Source organism: Muricoccus nepalensis, from assembly GCF_006438825.1.
GTDB lineage: Bacteria > Pseudomonadota > Alphaproteobacteria > Acetobacterales > Acetobacteraceae > Roseomonas > Roseomonas nepalensis.
In genome coordinates this window covers 89,098-102,663 of sequence record NZ_RCZP01000006.1, presented here as the reverse complement: position 1 = coordinate 102,663, position 13,566 = coordinate 89,098, and the positions used below count along the sequence as shown (strand labels likewise).

Here is a 13,566-nt window from a genome sequence, read left to right as displayed (position 1 = left end):
ATGAGCGCCGCCACCGGAGATACCCTGGCGCCGCTCCGGCGCGAGTGGATCCGGCACACGCCGGGCGAGCGGCTGGTGCGCTGGGCGATGTTCCTCGCCGTGGTGGCCGCCGTGGTCTGGGCGGTGCGGACGATCGACATCATCCCGGAGTTCCTGGCGGACGCGCCCGAGCAGATGGCGGACCTGCTGGTGCGGATGTGGCCGCCCGACCTCGCCTACTACCCGCGCACCGTCCACGCGGCGCTGGTGGAGACGCTGCACATCGCGACCCTGGGCACGGTCTTCGGCTTCGTCATGGCCATCCCGCTGGCGCTGATGGCGGCGCGCAACATCTGCCGCGTGCCCGCGCTGAACGCGCTGGCGCAGGTGGGGCTGGTGGCGTCGCGCTCGGTCAACTCGCTCGTCTGGGCGCTGATCTTCGTGGCGGTCTTCGGGCCCGGCGCGGCGGCGGGGGTGTTTGCCATCGCGTTCCGCTCCATCGGCTTCGTCGGCAAGCTGCTGGCCGAGGCGCTCGAGGAGATGAACCCCGGGCCGCGCGAGGCGCTGCGCGCGGCGGGCGCCCCCTGGGGCGCGGAGATGCTGAAGGCTGTCTGGCCGCAGGTGCGGCCAGCCGTCTGGGGCGTCGCGCTGTTCCGTTGGGACATCAACGTGCGCGAGAGCGCGGTGCTGGGCCTGGTGGGCGCGGGCGGCATCGGCGTGGTGCTGGAGGACGCGATCAACTTCTTCCAGTGGGACCAGGTGGCGACCATCCTCCTGGCCATCCTGGCGGTCGTGCTGATCGCCGAGATCGTGGTGACCCGCGTGCGGGCAGGGCTTCTCTGATGAACAATCCGGACAGCGTCGACCTTCTCGTCATCGGCGGGGGCGTGAACGGCGTCGGCATCGCGCGCGACGCGGTGGGGCGCGGCCACTCCGTCATGCTGGTGGAGCGCGGGGACATCGCGGAGGCGACCTCCTCCTCCTCCTCCAAGCTCATCCACGGCGGCATCCGCTACCTCGAAACCTACGAGTTCCGCCTTGTGCGGGAGGCGCTGGCCGAGCGCGAGGTGATGCTCTCCATCGCGCCGCACATCGTCTGGCCGATGCGCTTCGTGCTGCCGCACCGGCCGGAGATGCGGCCGCGCTGGATGATCCGCGCGGGGCTGTTCCTCTACGACCACCTGGCCAGCCGCAAGTCGCTGCCGGGCAGCGAGGCGCTGGCGCTCGACCGGCTGCCGCAGGGCGCGCCGCTGAAGCAGCCGCAATTCGCGCGCGGCTTCGCCTATTCCGACTGCTGGGTCGAGGACAGCCGCCTCGTGCTGCTGAACGCGCGGGACGCGGCGGATCGGGGCGCGACCGTCCTGCCGCGCACCGAGTTCCTCCGCGCCGAGCGAAGCGCCGAGGCCTGGACCGCGACGATCCGCGGCGCGGACGGGGGGGAGCGCACGGTGCGCGCCCGCGCCATCGCCAACGCCGCCGGCCCCTGGGTGATGGGCGCGCAGGACGCGACGGGCACGGCGCTGGAGGGGCGCGTGCGGCTCGTGCGCGGCAGCCACATCGTGGTGCCCGCGCTCTACCGCGGCGACCAGGCCTATATCCTGCAGAACGACGACCGGCGCGTGGTCTTCGTCATTCCCTATGAGCAGGACTACTCGCTGATCGGCACGACCGACGTGCCGCACGACCCTGCGCAGGGCAAGCCGACCTGCACGCCGGAGGAGGCCGCCTATCTCTGCGAGGCGGTGTCGCGGCAGTTCCGCACCCCCGTCTCGCCGGACCAGATCGCCTGGACCTATTCGGGCGTGCGGCCATTGCACGACGACGGCTCGGACAACCCGTCCTCCGTCACGCGCGACTACACGCTGGCGATGGACACGAAGGGGGCGCCGCTGCTCTCGGTGCTCGGCGGCAAGATCACGACCTACCGGCGGCTGGCCGAGGACGCGGCGCGGCAGATCGGGCGCGCGCTGGGACGGCAGGGCACGGACTGGACGGCGCGCGCGGTGCTGCCGGGCGGAGACTTCGGCGGCCTGTCGCGCGCGGCCTTCACCGAGAGCATGGCGGCAGCCCATCCCTGGCTGGGGCGGCCCCTGCTGGACCGGTTGATCCGCACGCACGGGGGCGAGCTCGAGCGGGTGATCGACGGCGCCACCTCGATCGAGGCGATGGGCGGGGACCTCGGCGGCGGCATCACGGCGCGGGAGCTGGAGTGGATGCGCGCCCGCGAGTGGGTGGCGGCGCCCGAGGACGTGCTGTGGCGGCGCACGAAGCGCGGGCTGCACATGACGCACGCGGAGCGCGAGGCCTTCGCCGCGCGGTTCGAGCGGGTGGTGGCCTAGCCGCCCCGCGCCAGCAGCCCGCGCGCCAGCGTCTCGAACTCGGCGACCGTCAGCGTCTCCGCCCGCCGCGTCGGTTCGATGCCGGCGTCGCCGAGCAGGGCCTCGGCGTGGCCGAGCGACTTCAGCGATCCCCGCAGCATCTTCCGCCGCTGGCCGAAGGCGGCGGCCGTCACGCGCTCCATGGCGCGGGCCAGCACGGGGTCGGGCTGCGCCGCGTGCGGCACGAGGTGGACGACCGCGGACCAGACCTTGGGCGGGGGCGAGAAGGCGCCCGGCGGCAGGCGGAGCACGAGGTGGGCGGTGCAGCGCCACTGGGCGGCCACCGCCATGCGGCCGTATCCCTCGGTGTCCGGGGCGGCCACGATCCGCTCGGCGACCTCCTGCTGGAACATGAGGGTCATGCTCTCGAAGGCGCCGGCGCGGGCCAGCCAGCCGATGAGGAGCGGCGAGCCGACGTTGTAAGGCAGGTTCGCGATAATCCGACGCGGCGCGGGCATCATGGCCACGGGGTCCACCCGCAGCGCGTCGGCCTCGGTGACGGTCAGGCGGCCGGGATAGGCCTCGGACAGCTCGGCCAGCGCGGCCACGGCGCGGCTGTCGAGCTCCACCGCGTGGACGTGGTCGGCGCCGTTGGCGAGCAGCGCGCGGGTCAGGCCGCCGGGGCCGGGGCCGACCTCGAGCACGTGGCGGCCCTCGAGCTCCCCCGCCAGCCGCGCGATGCGGGTGCAGAGGGCCTCGTCGAGGAGGAAGTGCTGGCCGAGCGACTTGCGCGCGGCGAGCCCGTGGCGCGCGACCGTCGCGGCGAGGGTCGGGAGGTCAGCCACGCATCTCGATCGTCGCGCGGCGGCGGAGGTCGCGGATCTGCTGGCGGGAGAGGTTCTCCGCGCGGTCGCGCAGGATCTGCTGCTTGGCCTGCTCGGGCGTGAACTGAGCGAGGTTGCGGGTCTCGCGCGTGCAGACGGCGATGACGAGGATCCCGTCGGAGGTGACGATCGGCTGGCTGGTCCGCCCGGGGGCGAGGCCGGAGACGAGCTGGCGGAGGGCCGGCGGGTTCAGCGTGTCGAGCCGCACGGCGCCGCCGGGGTCGGCCGGGCGGGGGGAGTTGGCGGCGCGGGCCGCGGCCTCCACCGCGTCGCAGCCGCCGCGCACGGCCTGGGCGCGGGCGAGCTGGGCCCGCTGCTGCTCCGTCGGGTTCTGCGGGTCGAGCGCGGAGGTAAAGGGCAGGAAGGCCTGGCGGATCGTGACCATGGTCGCGTTCTCGCGCCCTGTCTCGCGCTTCTGGCGCAGCGCCACGACCTGGAAGCCGCCGGGGACCTCGATGGCGTTGGAGACGGCGCCGGGCGGCATGCGCTGGACGACCGCGGCCACCGCGGGGTCGAGGCTCTCGGGGCTCACCCAGCCGAGGTCGCCGCCCTGCAGCGCCGTCTGGCTCTGGCTGAACTGGGTGGCGGCGATCGGGAAAGGCAGGCCCTGGCGGAGGCGGCCGATCACGTCGTCCACGAAGCGCCGGGTGTCGGCGGCCGAGGAGGGGTCCTCCACGGGCACGAAGATCTCGGAGAGGAGGTATTCGGGCTGGCCGGTCCGCGCCTCCTGGGCGGCCACCGCTTCCTTCACCGCGGCCTCGGAGGGCTCGGCGTTCGGGCCCAGCAGGGCGCGGATGAAGCGGGACCAGCCGATCTGGGCGCGGAGCTGGTCGTAGAGGACCCGCGGCTCGACGCCGGCGGCGCGGAGCTGGGCGCGCAGCCCGCCCGACGGCAGGTTGTTGCGCTTCTCGATCTCGCCGATCGCGTCGGCCACCTCGTCGTCGCCCACGGGGATGCGGCGGCGCTGGATCTCCTGCAGGCGCAGGCGCTCCTCGATGAGCTGGCGCATGATCTGGGGGCGCAGCCGGGTCAGCAGGTCGCCGCCGGGCTGCAGGCCGATGTTGAGGGCGAAGAGCCGCGCGCGGGACTGCACCTCGGATTCCGTCACCACGTCGCCGTTCACGATGGCCAGGATGCGGTTGCCGGCCTCTGGCGGGGCCGCGGGGGCGGCCTGGCGCGGCGGGGCCTGCCGGCTGCCCGCCTGCGCCGTGACCTGGGCCGTCGCCGGGCCGGCCGCGGGCGGGAGGGCGCCGAGCGGGAGGGCGAGGAGGGCGCCGAGCAGGAGGCCCGCGGGGGCCGGCGGCGTCGGGCGGAGGCGGAGGGGGCGGCGCATGGACGGGTTCCTAGACCATGCGGGCGGCGGTTTGAAGCGATCCCTTCCGGGCCCGCCCCGCCGCCCGCCTAGAGGGCGCGGGCGGCGAAGTCGCCGACCGTCTTGAGGGCGACGCGCAGGATGAGGGTGGTGCCGCTCGGGTAGGCCCGGTTGGTCAGCGGGTTCTCGGCGAGGGAGCGATAGAAGCGGCCCTCGAAGAGGAAGCACTCGTCCTCGTAGGCGGCGGTCGCGCCGAAGGAGACGCCGCGGGAGGTCTCGAGGTCGTAGCGGCCGAAGGCGCCGGCGCGCCAGCGGGTCGCGATGCGGGTGTTCACCCCCGCGTAGACCTCCCGGATGAAGCGGGGCGCGGAGATGAGGCCGCCCGAGCCGTTGGGGATGCGGTCCACCCGCAGCGGCGAGGGAAGCTCGTAGAGGTAGCCGAAGGCGAGGCGCGTGCCGTCGAGGCCGATGGGGGCGAGGCCGAAGCTGGCGGAGCCGTCGATCATGCGGCGGTCGAGCGTCTCGCCGTCGAGCCGGGTGCGGGCGGTGAGGTCGAGCCAGGAGGTGGGCGCGACCGTCATGCGGCCCACCCAGTCCGAGGCGCGCTTCTCGAGGCCCGAGCGCGGGGTGAAGACCGTCTCGTCGGAGGCGCGGAAGGAGCGGCCCGCGAGCGCGTCGACCGAGCCGCCGCTCGGGAAGTACCAGGCGCCGCGCAGCGCGGCGTCCACCCGCGTGCCGCCCTCCTGCCGGTCGCGCCCGGTGAAGCGGTTGAGGGAGAAGAGGTTCGCGTCGGTGAACTCGAAGTCGATGCTGTCCTCGTTCGGGATCCTCGACTGCCGGCCGGTGTTCGGGCCGGTGACGAGCTGCACGCGCGGCTCGATGAGCTGCTGGCCGAGGCTGCCGGCGGAGCGGACCAGCGGCAGGCGCCAGTCGACGGCCGCGCGGATGTTGGCGTTGACCTTGGTGGTGTCCACGCCGCTGTTGGTGGCGCTGCCGGCGAGGCCGATGCCGCTCTGGGTGTTCACGTCCTGCGCGTTGTAGCCGAGCACGTCCGCCTGGGTGCGGAAGGTCCATTGCGAGCCGAAGCGGTCGTAGCGCGGCAGCTCGTAGCTCACCCGCGTGCCGGCGCGCTGGGTCTTGTTGCCGATGTCGCGGTAGACGTTGAAGGCCGTGGCGTCGGCGGTGAGCGTGCCGCCGAGCTCGTCGCGGTTGAAGACGTGCTCGTAGTAGAGGTTCGGCAGCACGACCGGGATGCGCGCGACGTCGTCCTGCGCGCGCAGGCTCTGGAAGGCGAGGCCGCTGATGCGGGCGTAGGAGTTGTAGCCCCAGAAGCCGTCGGCGTAGGCGGTGCTCGAGAGCACGCCGGTGCCGGGCTGGCGGTAGGCGCGGAGGTAGGTCTCGCTGGTCGCCCGGTTGATGTTGAAGCCGGCCTGCCAGTTCTCGTTGATGGTGAAGAGGCCGCGGGCGAAGACGTGGCCGCCGAGGCCCTTTTCGCGGCTCGATTCCTTGCCCGTCAGCTCGCCGATCGAGCTGAGGATGGTCATGGTGCCGAAGTTGTAGCGGCCGCGGTAGTTGGCGAAGGCGCCCGGCGGCGCCTGGGTGGAGATGAGCGGCGTGACGGTCAGGTCGCTCTGCTCGTCGATCGCCCAGTAGTAGGGGAACTCCGCGAAGCCGCCGAGGTAGCGCGTCTGCCCGAAGGAGGGGCTGAGGAAGCCCGAGGCGCGGGGCGTGCTGGGGTCGGGCACGGAGAGGTAGGGGGTGTAGAAGGCCGGGATGCCGTCGAACTCGACCATGGCGTCGCGGAAGCGGATGCGCTTGTCCTCGCCGTCCTGGGTCGCGAGCCGCGAGCGGAGCTGCCAGAGCGGCGGCGCCTCCGGGTTCTCGGCGCAGAGGTCGCAGGAGGAGTAGACGACGCGCGAGAGGTCCGAGACCACCGCGCCGCTCTCGGTCGTGCGGCGGCGGGCGCCGTTGGCGGCCAGGCGGCCGTTCTGCGCGAGGAGGCCGCGCAGCCCCTCGATGACGGTGTCGCGCATGCCGCCCTGCAGCACCGCGCGCTCGGCGAAGATCACCTGGCCGTCGGGCTCGAGGAGCTGGACGTTGCCCTCGGCGGTCGCGATGCCGGTGTCGCGGTCGTAGGTGAAGCGGTCGGCGCGGAGGATGCGCTCGCCCTGCCAGGCCTCGACCGAGCCGCGGGCGGTCACGCGGTTCTCGTTCTGGTCGTACTCCACCTCGTTGGCGGTGAAGGTGACGGGGGCGTTGCGGTCGACCGGCGCCGCGCCGCCGCGGAGCGGGTTGAAGCCCGCGGCCGGCGCCGGGGCGGGCGCCGCGGCCGGGGCGCCCGGGGTGTTGCCGAAGGCGCCGGGGTTGCCGGGCATGAAGAGGCCGGCGCCGCCGGCGCCGCCGGGGCCGAAGTTCTGCGCGCGGAGCGGCCCGGCCCAGGGCTGGGCGAGGGTCGCGAGGAAGGCCGCGCCGCCCAGCAGCCGCGCGCGGCGCGCCGCGGGGCGCGGGAGGGTTCCCGCGCGGGCGCTCTTCCTTGGGGCCGCGTCGGTCATCCGTCCTCCAGGTGAAGCAAGAGCGCCACCGCGCACATCAGGCCGGCGGCGGCGGGTGCCCAGGCGGCCAGGACCACGGGCAGGGTGCCCGTCTCGCCGAACTCGCCGGTCACGCGGTCGATCAGGAACAGCACGAAGCCCGCGGCCACCCCGGCGCCGAGCATCTGGGCGACGCCGCCCTTGCGGGCCTCGCGCATCGAGAAGCCGGCGGAGAGGAGGGCCATGGCGACGGCCAGCATGGGCAGGGCGAGCAGGGAGTGGAACTGCAGGCGGTGGCGGACGGCGGAGAAGCCGGAATCCTCGAGCACCTGGATGAAGTCGGGCAGGGTCCAGAAGGAGAGGGTGTCCGGGCTCGCGAAGCTGTCCTCGATCCGGTCCGGCGTCAGCTCGGTGGGCAGGCGGAAGGCGATGGCGGGCGTTGCCTTGCGGTCGGGCCCGAAGGCGACGGCGTTGTCGAGCACCCAGGCGCCGCCCGAGAGGCTCGCGCTCGGCGCCTCCACGCGCGAGAGGAAGCGGTCGGTGGCCGAGATCCGCCAGAGCGAGACCTCCTCCAGCCCGAAGCGGCCGTCGCGGCGGTTGACCGCGCGGCCCGAGAGGATGGCGACGCCCTGCGGGTCGAGCTCGCGGTCCGCCTGGCGGAGCCAGAGGCGGCCGCCGGCGATGGCGGTGGTGCCGCCGCCGTTGCGCAGCACGAGGGCGTCGAGCCGCTCCGCCCGCGCGAGCATCGCGGCCGAGAGGGGCGAGAGGCCCGCCGTCGCGCCCGCGCCGAGGAGGGTCGCGACCACCACGGGGCCGATGAGGAAGCCCCAGGCCGAGATCCCGGCGGAGCGCGCCACCACGAGCTCCGAGGCGCGGGCGAGGCGCCAGAAGGCGAGGATGCCGCCGAGCAGGATGGCGAAGGGCAGCACCTGCAGCGCGACGAAGGGGATGCGCAGCCCCGCGATGGTGGCGACGATGCCGAAGCCGGCCTCGCGCGTGGCCGCGCGGCGGAGCAGCTCGATGAAGTCGAACAGCACGACGAGGCCGGTGAGCGCCGCCAGCATGACGAAGCACATGACGGCGAAGCGGCGGGCGACGTAGAGGCCGAAGGTGAAGGGGAAGGTCACCTCGAGGCCCCTTGCGCCGCGCGCGGGGCGAGGCGCGCGCGGCGGCCGCGCGGCAGGGGCGGCGCGTCCGAGGGCACGGGCGGCGCGCGGCGCGGCCAGCCCGGCGCGCCCGAGAGCACCCAGGCGGCGACGACCCCCGGCCCGATCGCGTGCAGCCAGATGAGCGGGATGAAGCGGTTGTCCCGCGCGGCGAGGTTGCCGACCGCGAGGCCGAGGGCGAGGAGGGTGACGACCGCGGCGATGGCCATCATGGCCGTCAGCCCGCCGCCGTGGCGGCGGAAGCCGGTGGCGAGCGCGGCGGCGAGGCCGACCATGGCGAAGGAGAAGGCGGTGAGCGGCGAGGCGAGGCGCCCGTGGCCCTCCGCGCGGAACTTGCGGATGTCGCGCTCGAGCAGGCCTTCCTCGGGGTCGGGGTTCAGCAGCTCGCCGACGAAGCGCTCGCGACTGTCACGGTTGCGGGCGTCCTCGGCCTTGCCGGTGCGGGCGAGGTCGACGCTGTTCTCGCCGAAGGCGAGGACCGAGAGCTGCGGCACGGGCGGCGTGCCCGGCGGCGAGCGCGGCGGCACCACGCGCTCCATCTGCTGGCGCTGGCCGTTGAGCAGGATGACGCGCGGCCCGTTCGCGCCGGGCAGGATCACCCCGCGCTCGGCGAGGATGGTGACGGGGGCGCCGGGCTCGCGCATGTCGTGGATGAGGATGCCGCGCAGCGTGCCGTCCTTCTCCCGCAGGCGGGCGTAGACGGTCAGGTCGTTGCTGACGGAGCTGAACACGCCCTCCTGCAGGAGGATGGCGGCCATCTGGTTGCGGATCTCGAACTGCCACTCGCGGAAGGCCGCGTGGGAGACGGGCACGAGCCAGGTCTGCAGCACGAGGCCGGCGACGGTGGAGACGGTCGCCACGATCAGCGCGGGGCGGGCGAGGCGCCAGTCCGAGAGGCCGGCGGCGCGCATCACCACGAGCTCGCGGTCGGTGGAGAGGCGCACATAGGCGAAGAGGGTGACGATGAAGGTGGTGATCGGCAGGATCACCGCAAAGAAGGAGGGCAGCAGCAGCCCCGTGAGTTCAAGGAAGACCGAGAAGGGCAGGCCGCGGTCGAGGACGAGCTCGATGAAGCGGAGCGACTGGGTCAGCCAGATGAGCGCGGCGAGGCCGATCGTCACGGCCAGAAGGCTGACGGCGATCTGCCTCGAGATGTAGCGGGTGACCCGGCTCATGATGGGGGGGAACCTAGCGGCCCCCGTGGATCAGGGCAAAGGGCGCGGCGGGGAAATCACGCCGCCGGGGCGGCATGGCGGCTAGGCGTGTCCGGCGCGCTCGGCCGGGCTCGGCGCGGCGGCCGCGCCCCCGCCCCCGCTTGGGGCCTCGCCCTCGCCGAGGCCCACCACCTCGCCGAGGAAGGTGCGGATGGTGGCGGCGGGGACGATGCGGGAGTGGTTGGGCGTGTCGTCCGGCCGATGGCTGACCACGCCGAGAAGGCAGAAGCTGCCGGCGTCGAAGACCCCGGCGCCGGACTCGCCCTGGGCGAGGTGGATGGGCAGGTCGGCGTAGGCGCCGTCGGCGGCGCGCGTCTCGGGCACCAGGCCGCCGGCCCGCGCCTCGTGCCGCTGCCCGGAGAGGACGAGCACGCGCTGGCCGGGCGAGGGCCCGTCGGGGCAGGGCCGCGCGAAGGGGCCGGCGGGGGCGCTGCCGGCCTGGAGGAGGGCGAGGTCCTCGCCGCGGCGGTAGACCGGCCCCACGTCCGGCTCGAGCGTCCCCTCGCCCAGGCGCAGCAGGCGCACGGGCATGGTGTAGCCGCGGAAGACGATCAGGGGCTCGAGCGGGATGCCCGCGCAGTGGCGCAGGCGGGGCACCATGTCGTCGACCAGGTGGGCGGCGGTGAGGAAGCGGCCGCCGCCGAGGTAGACGGCCTGGCCGCGGAGGCGGCAGTCCGGCGAGCGGCCGCCGAGGAGCTCGGCCCGGAAGGCATCGGGCACGTCGGGCAGGCGTGGCGTCGCCTCGGGCTGGCGCAGCGGCGGCGGTGCGGCCGCGCAGGCCGAGAGGAGGAGGGCCGCGAGCAGCGCGAGGGCGCGGGTCAAGCGGGCAGCACCTTGCCGGGGTTGAGGAGGCCGAGCGGGTCGAGCGCGGCCTTGATGCGGCGCATCGCGTCCAGCTCCGCGCCCCCGCGCCATTCGGCGAGCATGTCGGGCTTGAGGCGGCCGACGCCGTGCTCGGCGGAGAAGGAGCCGTCGAGGTCGCGCACGATCGCGTTCACGCAGTCCATGATGTCGTGGCTGCGGGCGAGGAAGGCGCCGGCGTCCATGCCCTCGGGCTGCTCGAGGTTCATGTGGATGTTGCCGTCGCCCATGTGGCCGAAGGGCACGGGGCGGGCGCCGGGGATGAGGGCGGTGAGCGCCGCGTTGGAGCGCCGGATCAGCTCCGGCACCTTCGAGACGGGGACGGAGACGTCGTTCTTCACCGAGGCCCCTTCCCGCTTCTGCGCCTCCGGGTGCTCCTCGCGCAGGCGCCAGATCGCGGCGCGCTGGGCCTCGCTCTCGGCCAGCGCCGCGTCGAGCACCTCGCCGGCCTCCAGCGCCTCCTCCAGCACGCCCTCCATCAGCCCGCGGAGGTCGGCGTCGGGGCGGGAGGAGGAGAGGTCCACGAGCACGTAGTGGTCGGCGCGCTCGGACAGCGGCAGGGTGGCGCCGTCGACGTGGCGCAGCACGAGGTCCATGCCCTGGCCGGCCATGTACTCGAAGGCGCGCACGGCGGTCTCGTCGCGGTCGCGGAAGCGGCGGAAGAGGGCCAGCGCCGCGTCCTCGCTCTCGACCGCGCAGAGGGCGATGGCCTCGGCGCGCGGGCGCGGGAAGAGCCGCAGCACGGCGGCGGTGACGATGCCGAGCGTGCCCTCCGCGCCGACCATCAGGTGGCGCAGCGCGTAGCCGGTGTTGTCCTTGCGGAGGCGGCGGAGGCCGTTGATGACGCCGCCGTCGGGCAGGACGATCTCGAGCCCGAGCATGAGGTCCCGCGCGTTGCCGTAGCGGACCGTGGTGTTGCCGCCGGCGTTGGTGGAGAGCACGCCGCCGATCGTCGCCGTGCCCTCGGCGCCGAGCGAGAGGGGAAAGAGGGTGCCGGCCGCGGCGGCCGCGTCCTGCGCGGTCTTCAGCACCACGCCCGCTTCCGCCACCATCGTCATGTCCACGGGGTCGAGGTCGCGGATGCGGTTCAGGCGGGAGAGGGAGAGGATCACCTGCCGCCCGCTCTCGTCGGGCATGGCGCCGCCGACCATGGAGGTGTTGCCGCCCTGGGGCACCACCGGCACCGCGGCCTCGTGCAGCAGGCGCATCGCGGCCGCGAGCTCCGCGGTGGAGCCGGGGCGGAGCAGGGCCGGGGAGGCGCCGCGGTAGAGGCCGCGCCAGTCCGACAGGTGCGGCACGAGGTCGGCCTGGTCCGTCACGATGCCGCGGGCGCCGAGGACGCCGTGCAGGGCGTCGAGGAGGCCGGGGGGAAGGGCCGGGAGGAGGGGCATCGGGGTGTCGGGCATGGCGGGGGACCAAACGCCGCGGCGGGGCCGCGGGTCAAGGACGGTTTTCGGGGCGGGACCCCCTTTATCTGGCCCCGGTGCCCGGCAAAAGAAGGCGGGGCGCGGGATCAGGCCGGCGGGCGGGAGCGGCGACCGGGGCGCTGGGCCGCCGCCGCCGCGGCCCGCCCGCCGGCCACCATCAGCGCGATGACCGGCAGCCCCACCACCACGAGGGCCAGGGCGGCCACCGCCCCCTCCTCGTAGGTGCCGCGCGCGGCCTCGCCGTAGAGGGCCGTGGCCAGGGTCTCGCGGTTGAAGGGGCGGAGCAGGAGGGTGGCGGGAAGCTCCTTCATGGCGTCGAGGAAGACCAGCAGGGCGGCGGCCAGCAGGGCCGGCAGCAGCATCGGCAGGTGGACGCGGGCGAGGATGCGGCCCGGCCCCGCCCCCATGGCCCGGGCGGACCAGTCCACCTCCCGCCGGATGCGGCCGTAGGCGGCGTCGAGCCCCGAGGCGGGGATGGCCAGGAAGCGCACGAAATAGGCGAGGATGAGGGCGGAGAGCGTGCCCGAGAGGGGCGGCGGCGCGAGGGCGCCCAGCGTCTCCAGCGCGTCGTCGAGGCCCCCGAAGGCGATGATCAGCCCGACCGCCGCGATGCCGCCGGGCAGGGCGTAGCCGAGGAGGCTGGCCCGCAGCAGGGCGGCGTCGAGCCCCGGCCGCGCGCCCGGCTCCGCCCCCTGCCCCGTCCGCGCCCCGAAGGCGAGCAGCAGGGCGGCGGGCAGGACGAGGAGGGTGGCGATGGCGGCCAGCGTCGCGCTGTTGGCGATCCAGGTGCCGAGCTCCGCCGGCAGGCCGAACTCCGCCACGCGCCGCCAGGCCGCCCAGAGAAGGTAGGAGGCGGGGGTGACGAAGCCGAGCAGGACCGGCACCGCGCCGCCGAGCAGGGCGAGGAGCCCGAGGCCGGCCGGCATGGGGCGGAGGTCGGGCGGGAGGGCGTCCTGCACGGCCCGCGCCTCGCGGGAGCGGCTGCGGCCCCAGCCCTCCAGGGCGAGGACGGCGGCGACGGCGGCGAGCAGCACGAGGGCGATCTGCGCCGCGCCCTCGAGCGAGGAGCGGGTGATCCAGGTGACGTAGACCGAGACGGTCAGCGTCCGCACGCCGAGGAATTCGGCGGCGCCGACGTCGTTCAGCGTCTCCAGCAGCGCCAGCGCCGCCCCGGCCATGACCGCGGGCCAGGCCATGGGCAGGCCGACCGAGAGGAAGAGCCGCCAGCCCCCCGCCCCCATCGCCCGCCCGGCGCGCAGCATGTCCGGCCCCTGCGTCAGGAAGGCGGCGCGGGCGGCGAGGTAGACGTAGGGGTAGAGCACCGTGCCCATGACCATGATGCAGCCCGGCAGGGAGCGGATCTCGGGCAGGGGGATGGCGCGCGGGTCCGTCAGGCCGAGGAGGGCGCGCAGGCCCGACTGCACGGCGCTGGCCGGGTGCAGCACGTCCAGCCAGGCATAGGCCGCGACGTAGGCGGGCATGGCGAGGGGCAGGACGAGGGCCCAGGCGAGGGTCTTGCGGCCGGGGAAGCGGTAGGAGGTGACGAGCCAGGCCGTGCCGGTCCCCACCCCCACCGCCACCGCGCCGACGCCGGCCAGGAGCAGCGCTGTTTCGACGGCGGCCTCGGGCAGGACGTAGCGGATGAGGTGGGGCCAGAGGTCGCCCGAGCCCCGGGCGGCCGCGAAGGCGAGCGCGACCACCGGGAGCGCCACCAGCAGCACGCCGAGCGCCGCCCCCAGCCGCAGGCCGAGCGCCACCCGCCGGAGGCCCGGGCGGGGGCCGCAGGGCGCCACGGGCCCGGCCGGGGCTGCGCGCCGGGCGGCGCCGAGGCCGGCGGGGAGCGCCGGCGCCCGTCCCAGGTGGCTGCTCATCGG

At 75.0% G+C, this 13,566-nt stretch carries 10 protein-coding genes; 2 read left to right on the top strand and 8 right to left on the bottom strand.

Annotated features, from left to right (window positions below; genetic code table 11):
* Entirely contained in the window at positions 1 to 822 is an 822-nt protein-coding gene (gene phnE, locus EAH89_RS09125; RefSeq protein WP_140882493.1) for a phosphonate ABC transporter, permease protein PhnE, read from the top strand.
* Positions 822 to 2,318 carry a glycerol-3-phosphate dehydrogenase gene (gene glpD, locus EAH89_RS09120; protein WP_140882492.1) on the top strand — a complete coding sequence of 499 codons (1,497 nt, stop codon included), beginning with the start codon at positions 822 to 824 and terminating at the stop codon, positions 2,316 to 2,318. The genes phnE and glpD overlap by 1 nt, the downstream gene beginning before the upstream one ends.
* On the opposite strand, the gene rsmA is transcribed toward glpD, so the two are convergent.
* From rsmA to EAH89_RS09080, 8 genes are all read right to left on the bottom strand, one after another.
* Positions 2,315 to 3,142 carry a 16S rRNA (adenine(1518)-N(6)/adenine(1519)-N(6))-dimethyltransferase RsmA gene (rsmA, locus tag EAH89_RS09115; protein ID WP_140882491.1) on the bottom strand — a complete coding sequence of 276 codons (828 nt, stop codon included), beginning with the start codon at positions 3,140 to 3,142 and terminating at the stop codon, positions 2,315 to 2,317. The two genes, glpD and rsmA, sit on opposite strands and share 4 nt — an antisense overlap.
* Positions 3,135 to 4,514, bottom strand: a complete 1,380-nt coding sequence (locus tag EAH89_RS09110; protein WP_140882490.1) for a peptidylprolyl isomerase — start codon at positions 4,512 to 4,514, stop codon at positions 3,135 to 3,137. The genes rsmA and EAH89_RS09110 overlap by 8 nt, the downstream gene beginning before the upstream one ends.
* Before the next feature lie 68 nt (positions 4,515 to 4,582).
* Entirely contained in the window at positions 4,583 to 7,045 is a 2,463-nt protein-coding gene (locus EAH89_RS09105; protein WP_241666924.1) for an LPS-assembly protein LptD, read from the bottom strand.
* A complete protein-coding gene (gene lptG, locus EAH89_RS09100; protein WP_140882489.1) occupies positions 7,042 to 8,151 on the bottom strand; it encodes an LPS export ABC transporter permease LptG in 1,110 nt (369 codons plus the stop codon). Before lptG ends, EAH89_RS09105 begins: the two co-directional genes overlap by 4 nt.
* Entirely contained in the window at positions 8,148 to 9,365 is a 1,218-nt protein-coding gene (gene lptF, locus EAH89_RS09095; RefSeq protein WP_140882488.1) for an LPS export ABC transporter permease LptF, read from the bottom strand. The genes lptG and lptF overlap by 4 nt, the downstream gene beginning before the upstream one ends.
* Positions 9,366 to 9,446: 81 nt before the next feature.
* Entirely contained in the window at positions 9,447 to 10,226 is a 780-nt protein-coding gene (locus EAH89_RS09090; protein WP_140882487.1) for a trypsin-like peptidase domain-containing protein, read from the bottom strand.
* Entirely contained in the window at positions 10,223 to 11,656 is a 1,434-nt protein-coding gene (locus EAH89_RS09085) for an FAD-binding oxidoreductase (RefSeq protein WP_140882587.1), read from the bottom strand. Before EAH89_RS09085 ends, EAH89_RS09090 begins: the two co-directional genes overlap by 4 nt.
* A 122-nt stretch (positions 11,657 to 11,778) precedes the next feature.
* Positions 11,779 to 13,563 carry an ABC transporter permease gene (locus EAH89_RS09080; protein WP_140882486.1) on the bottom strand — a complete coding sequence of 595 codons (1,785 nt, stop codon included), beginning with the start codon at positions 13,561 to 13,563 and terminating at the stop codon, positions 11,779 to 11,781.
* Positions 13,564 to 13,566: the final 3 nt, after the last annotated feature.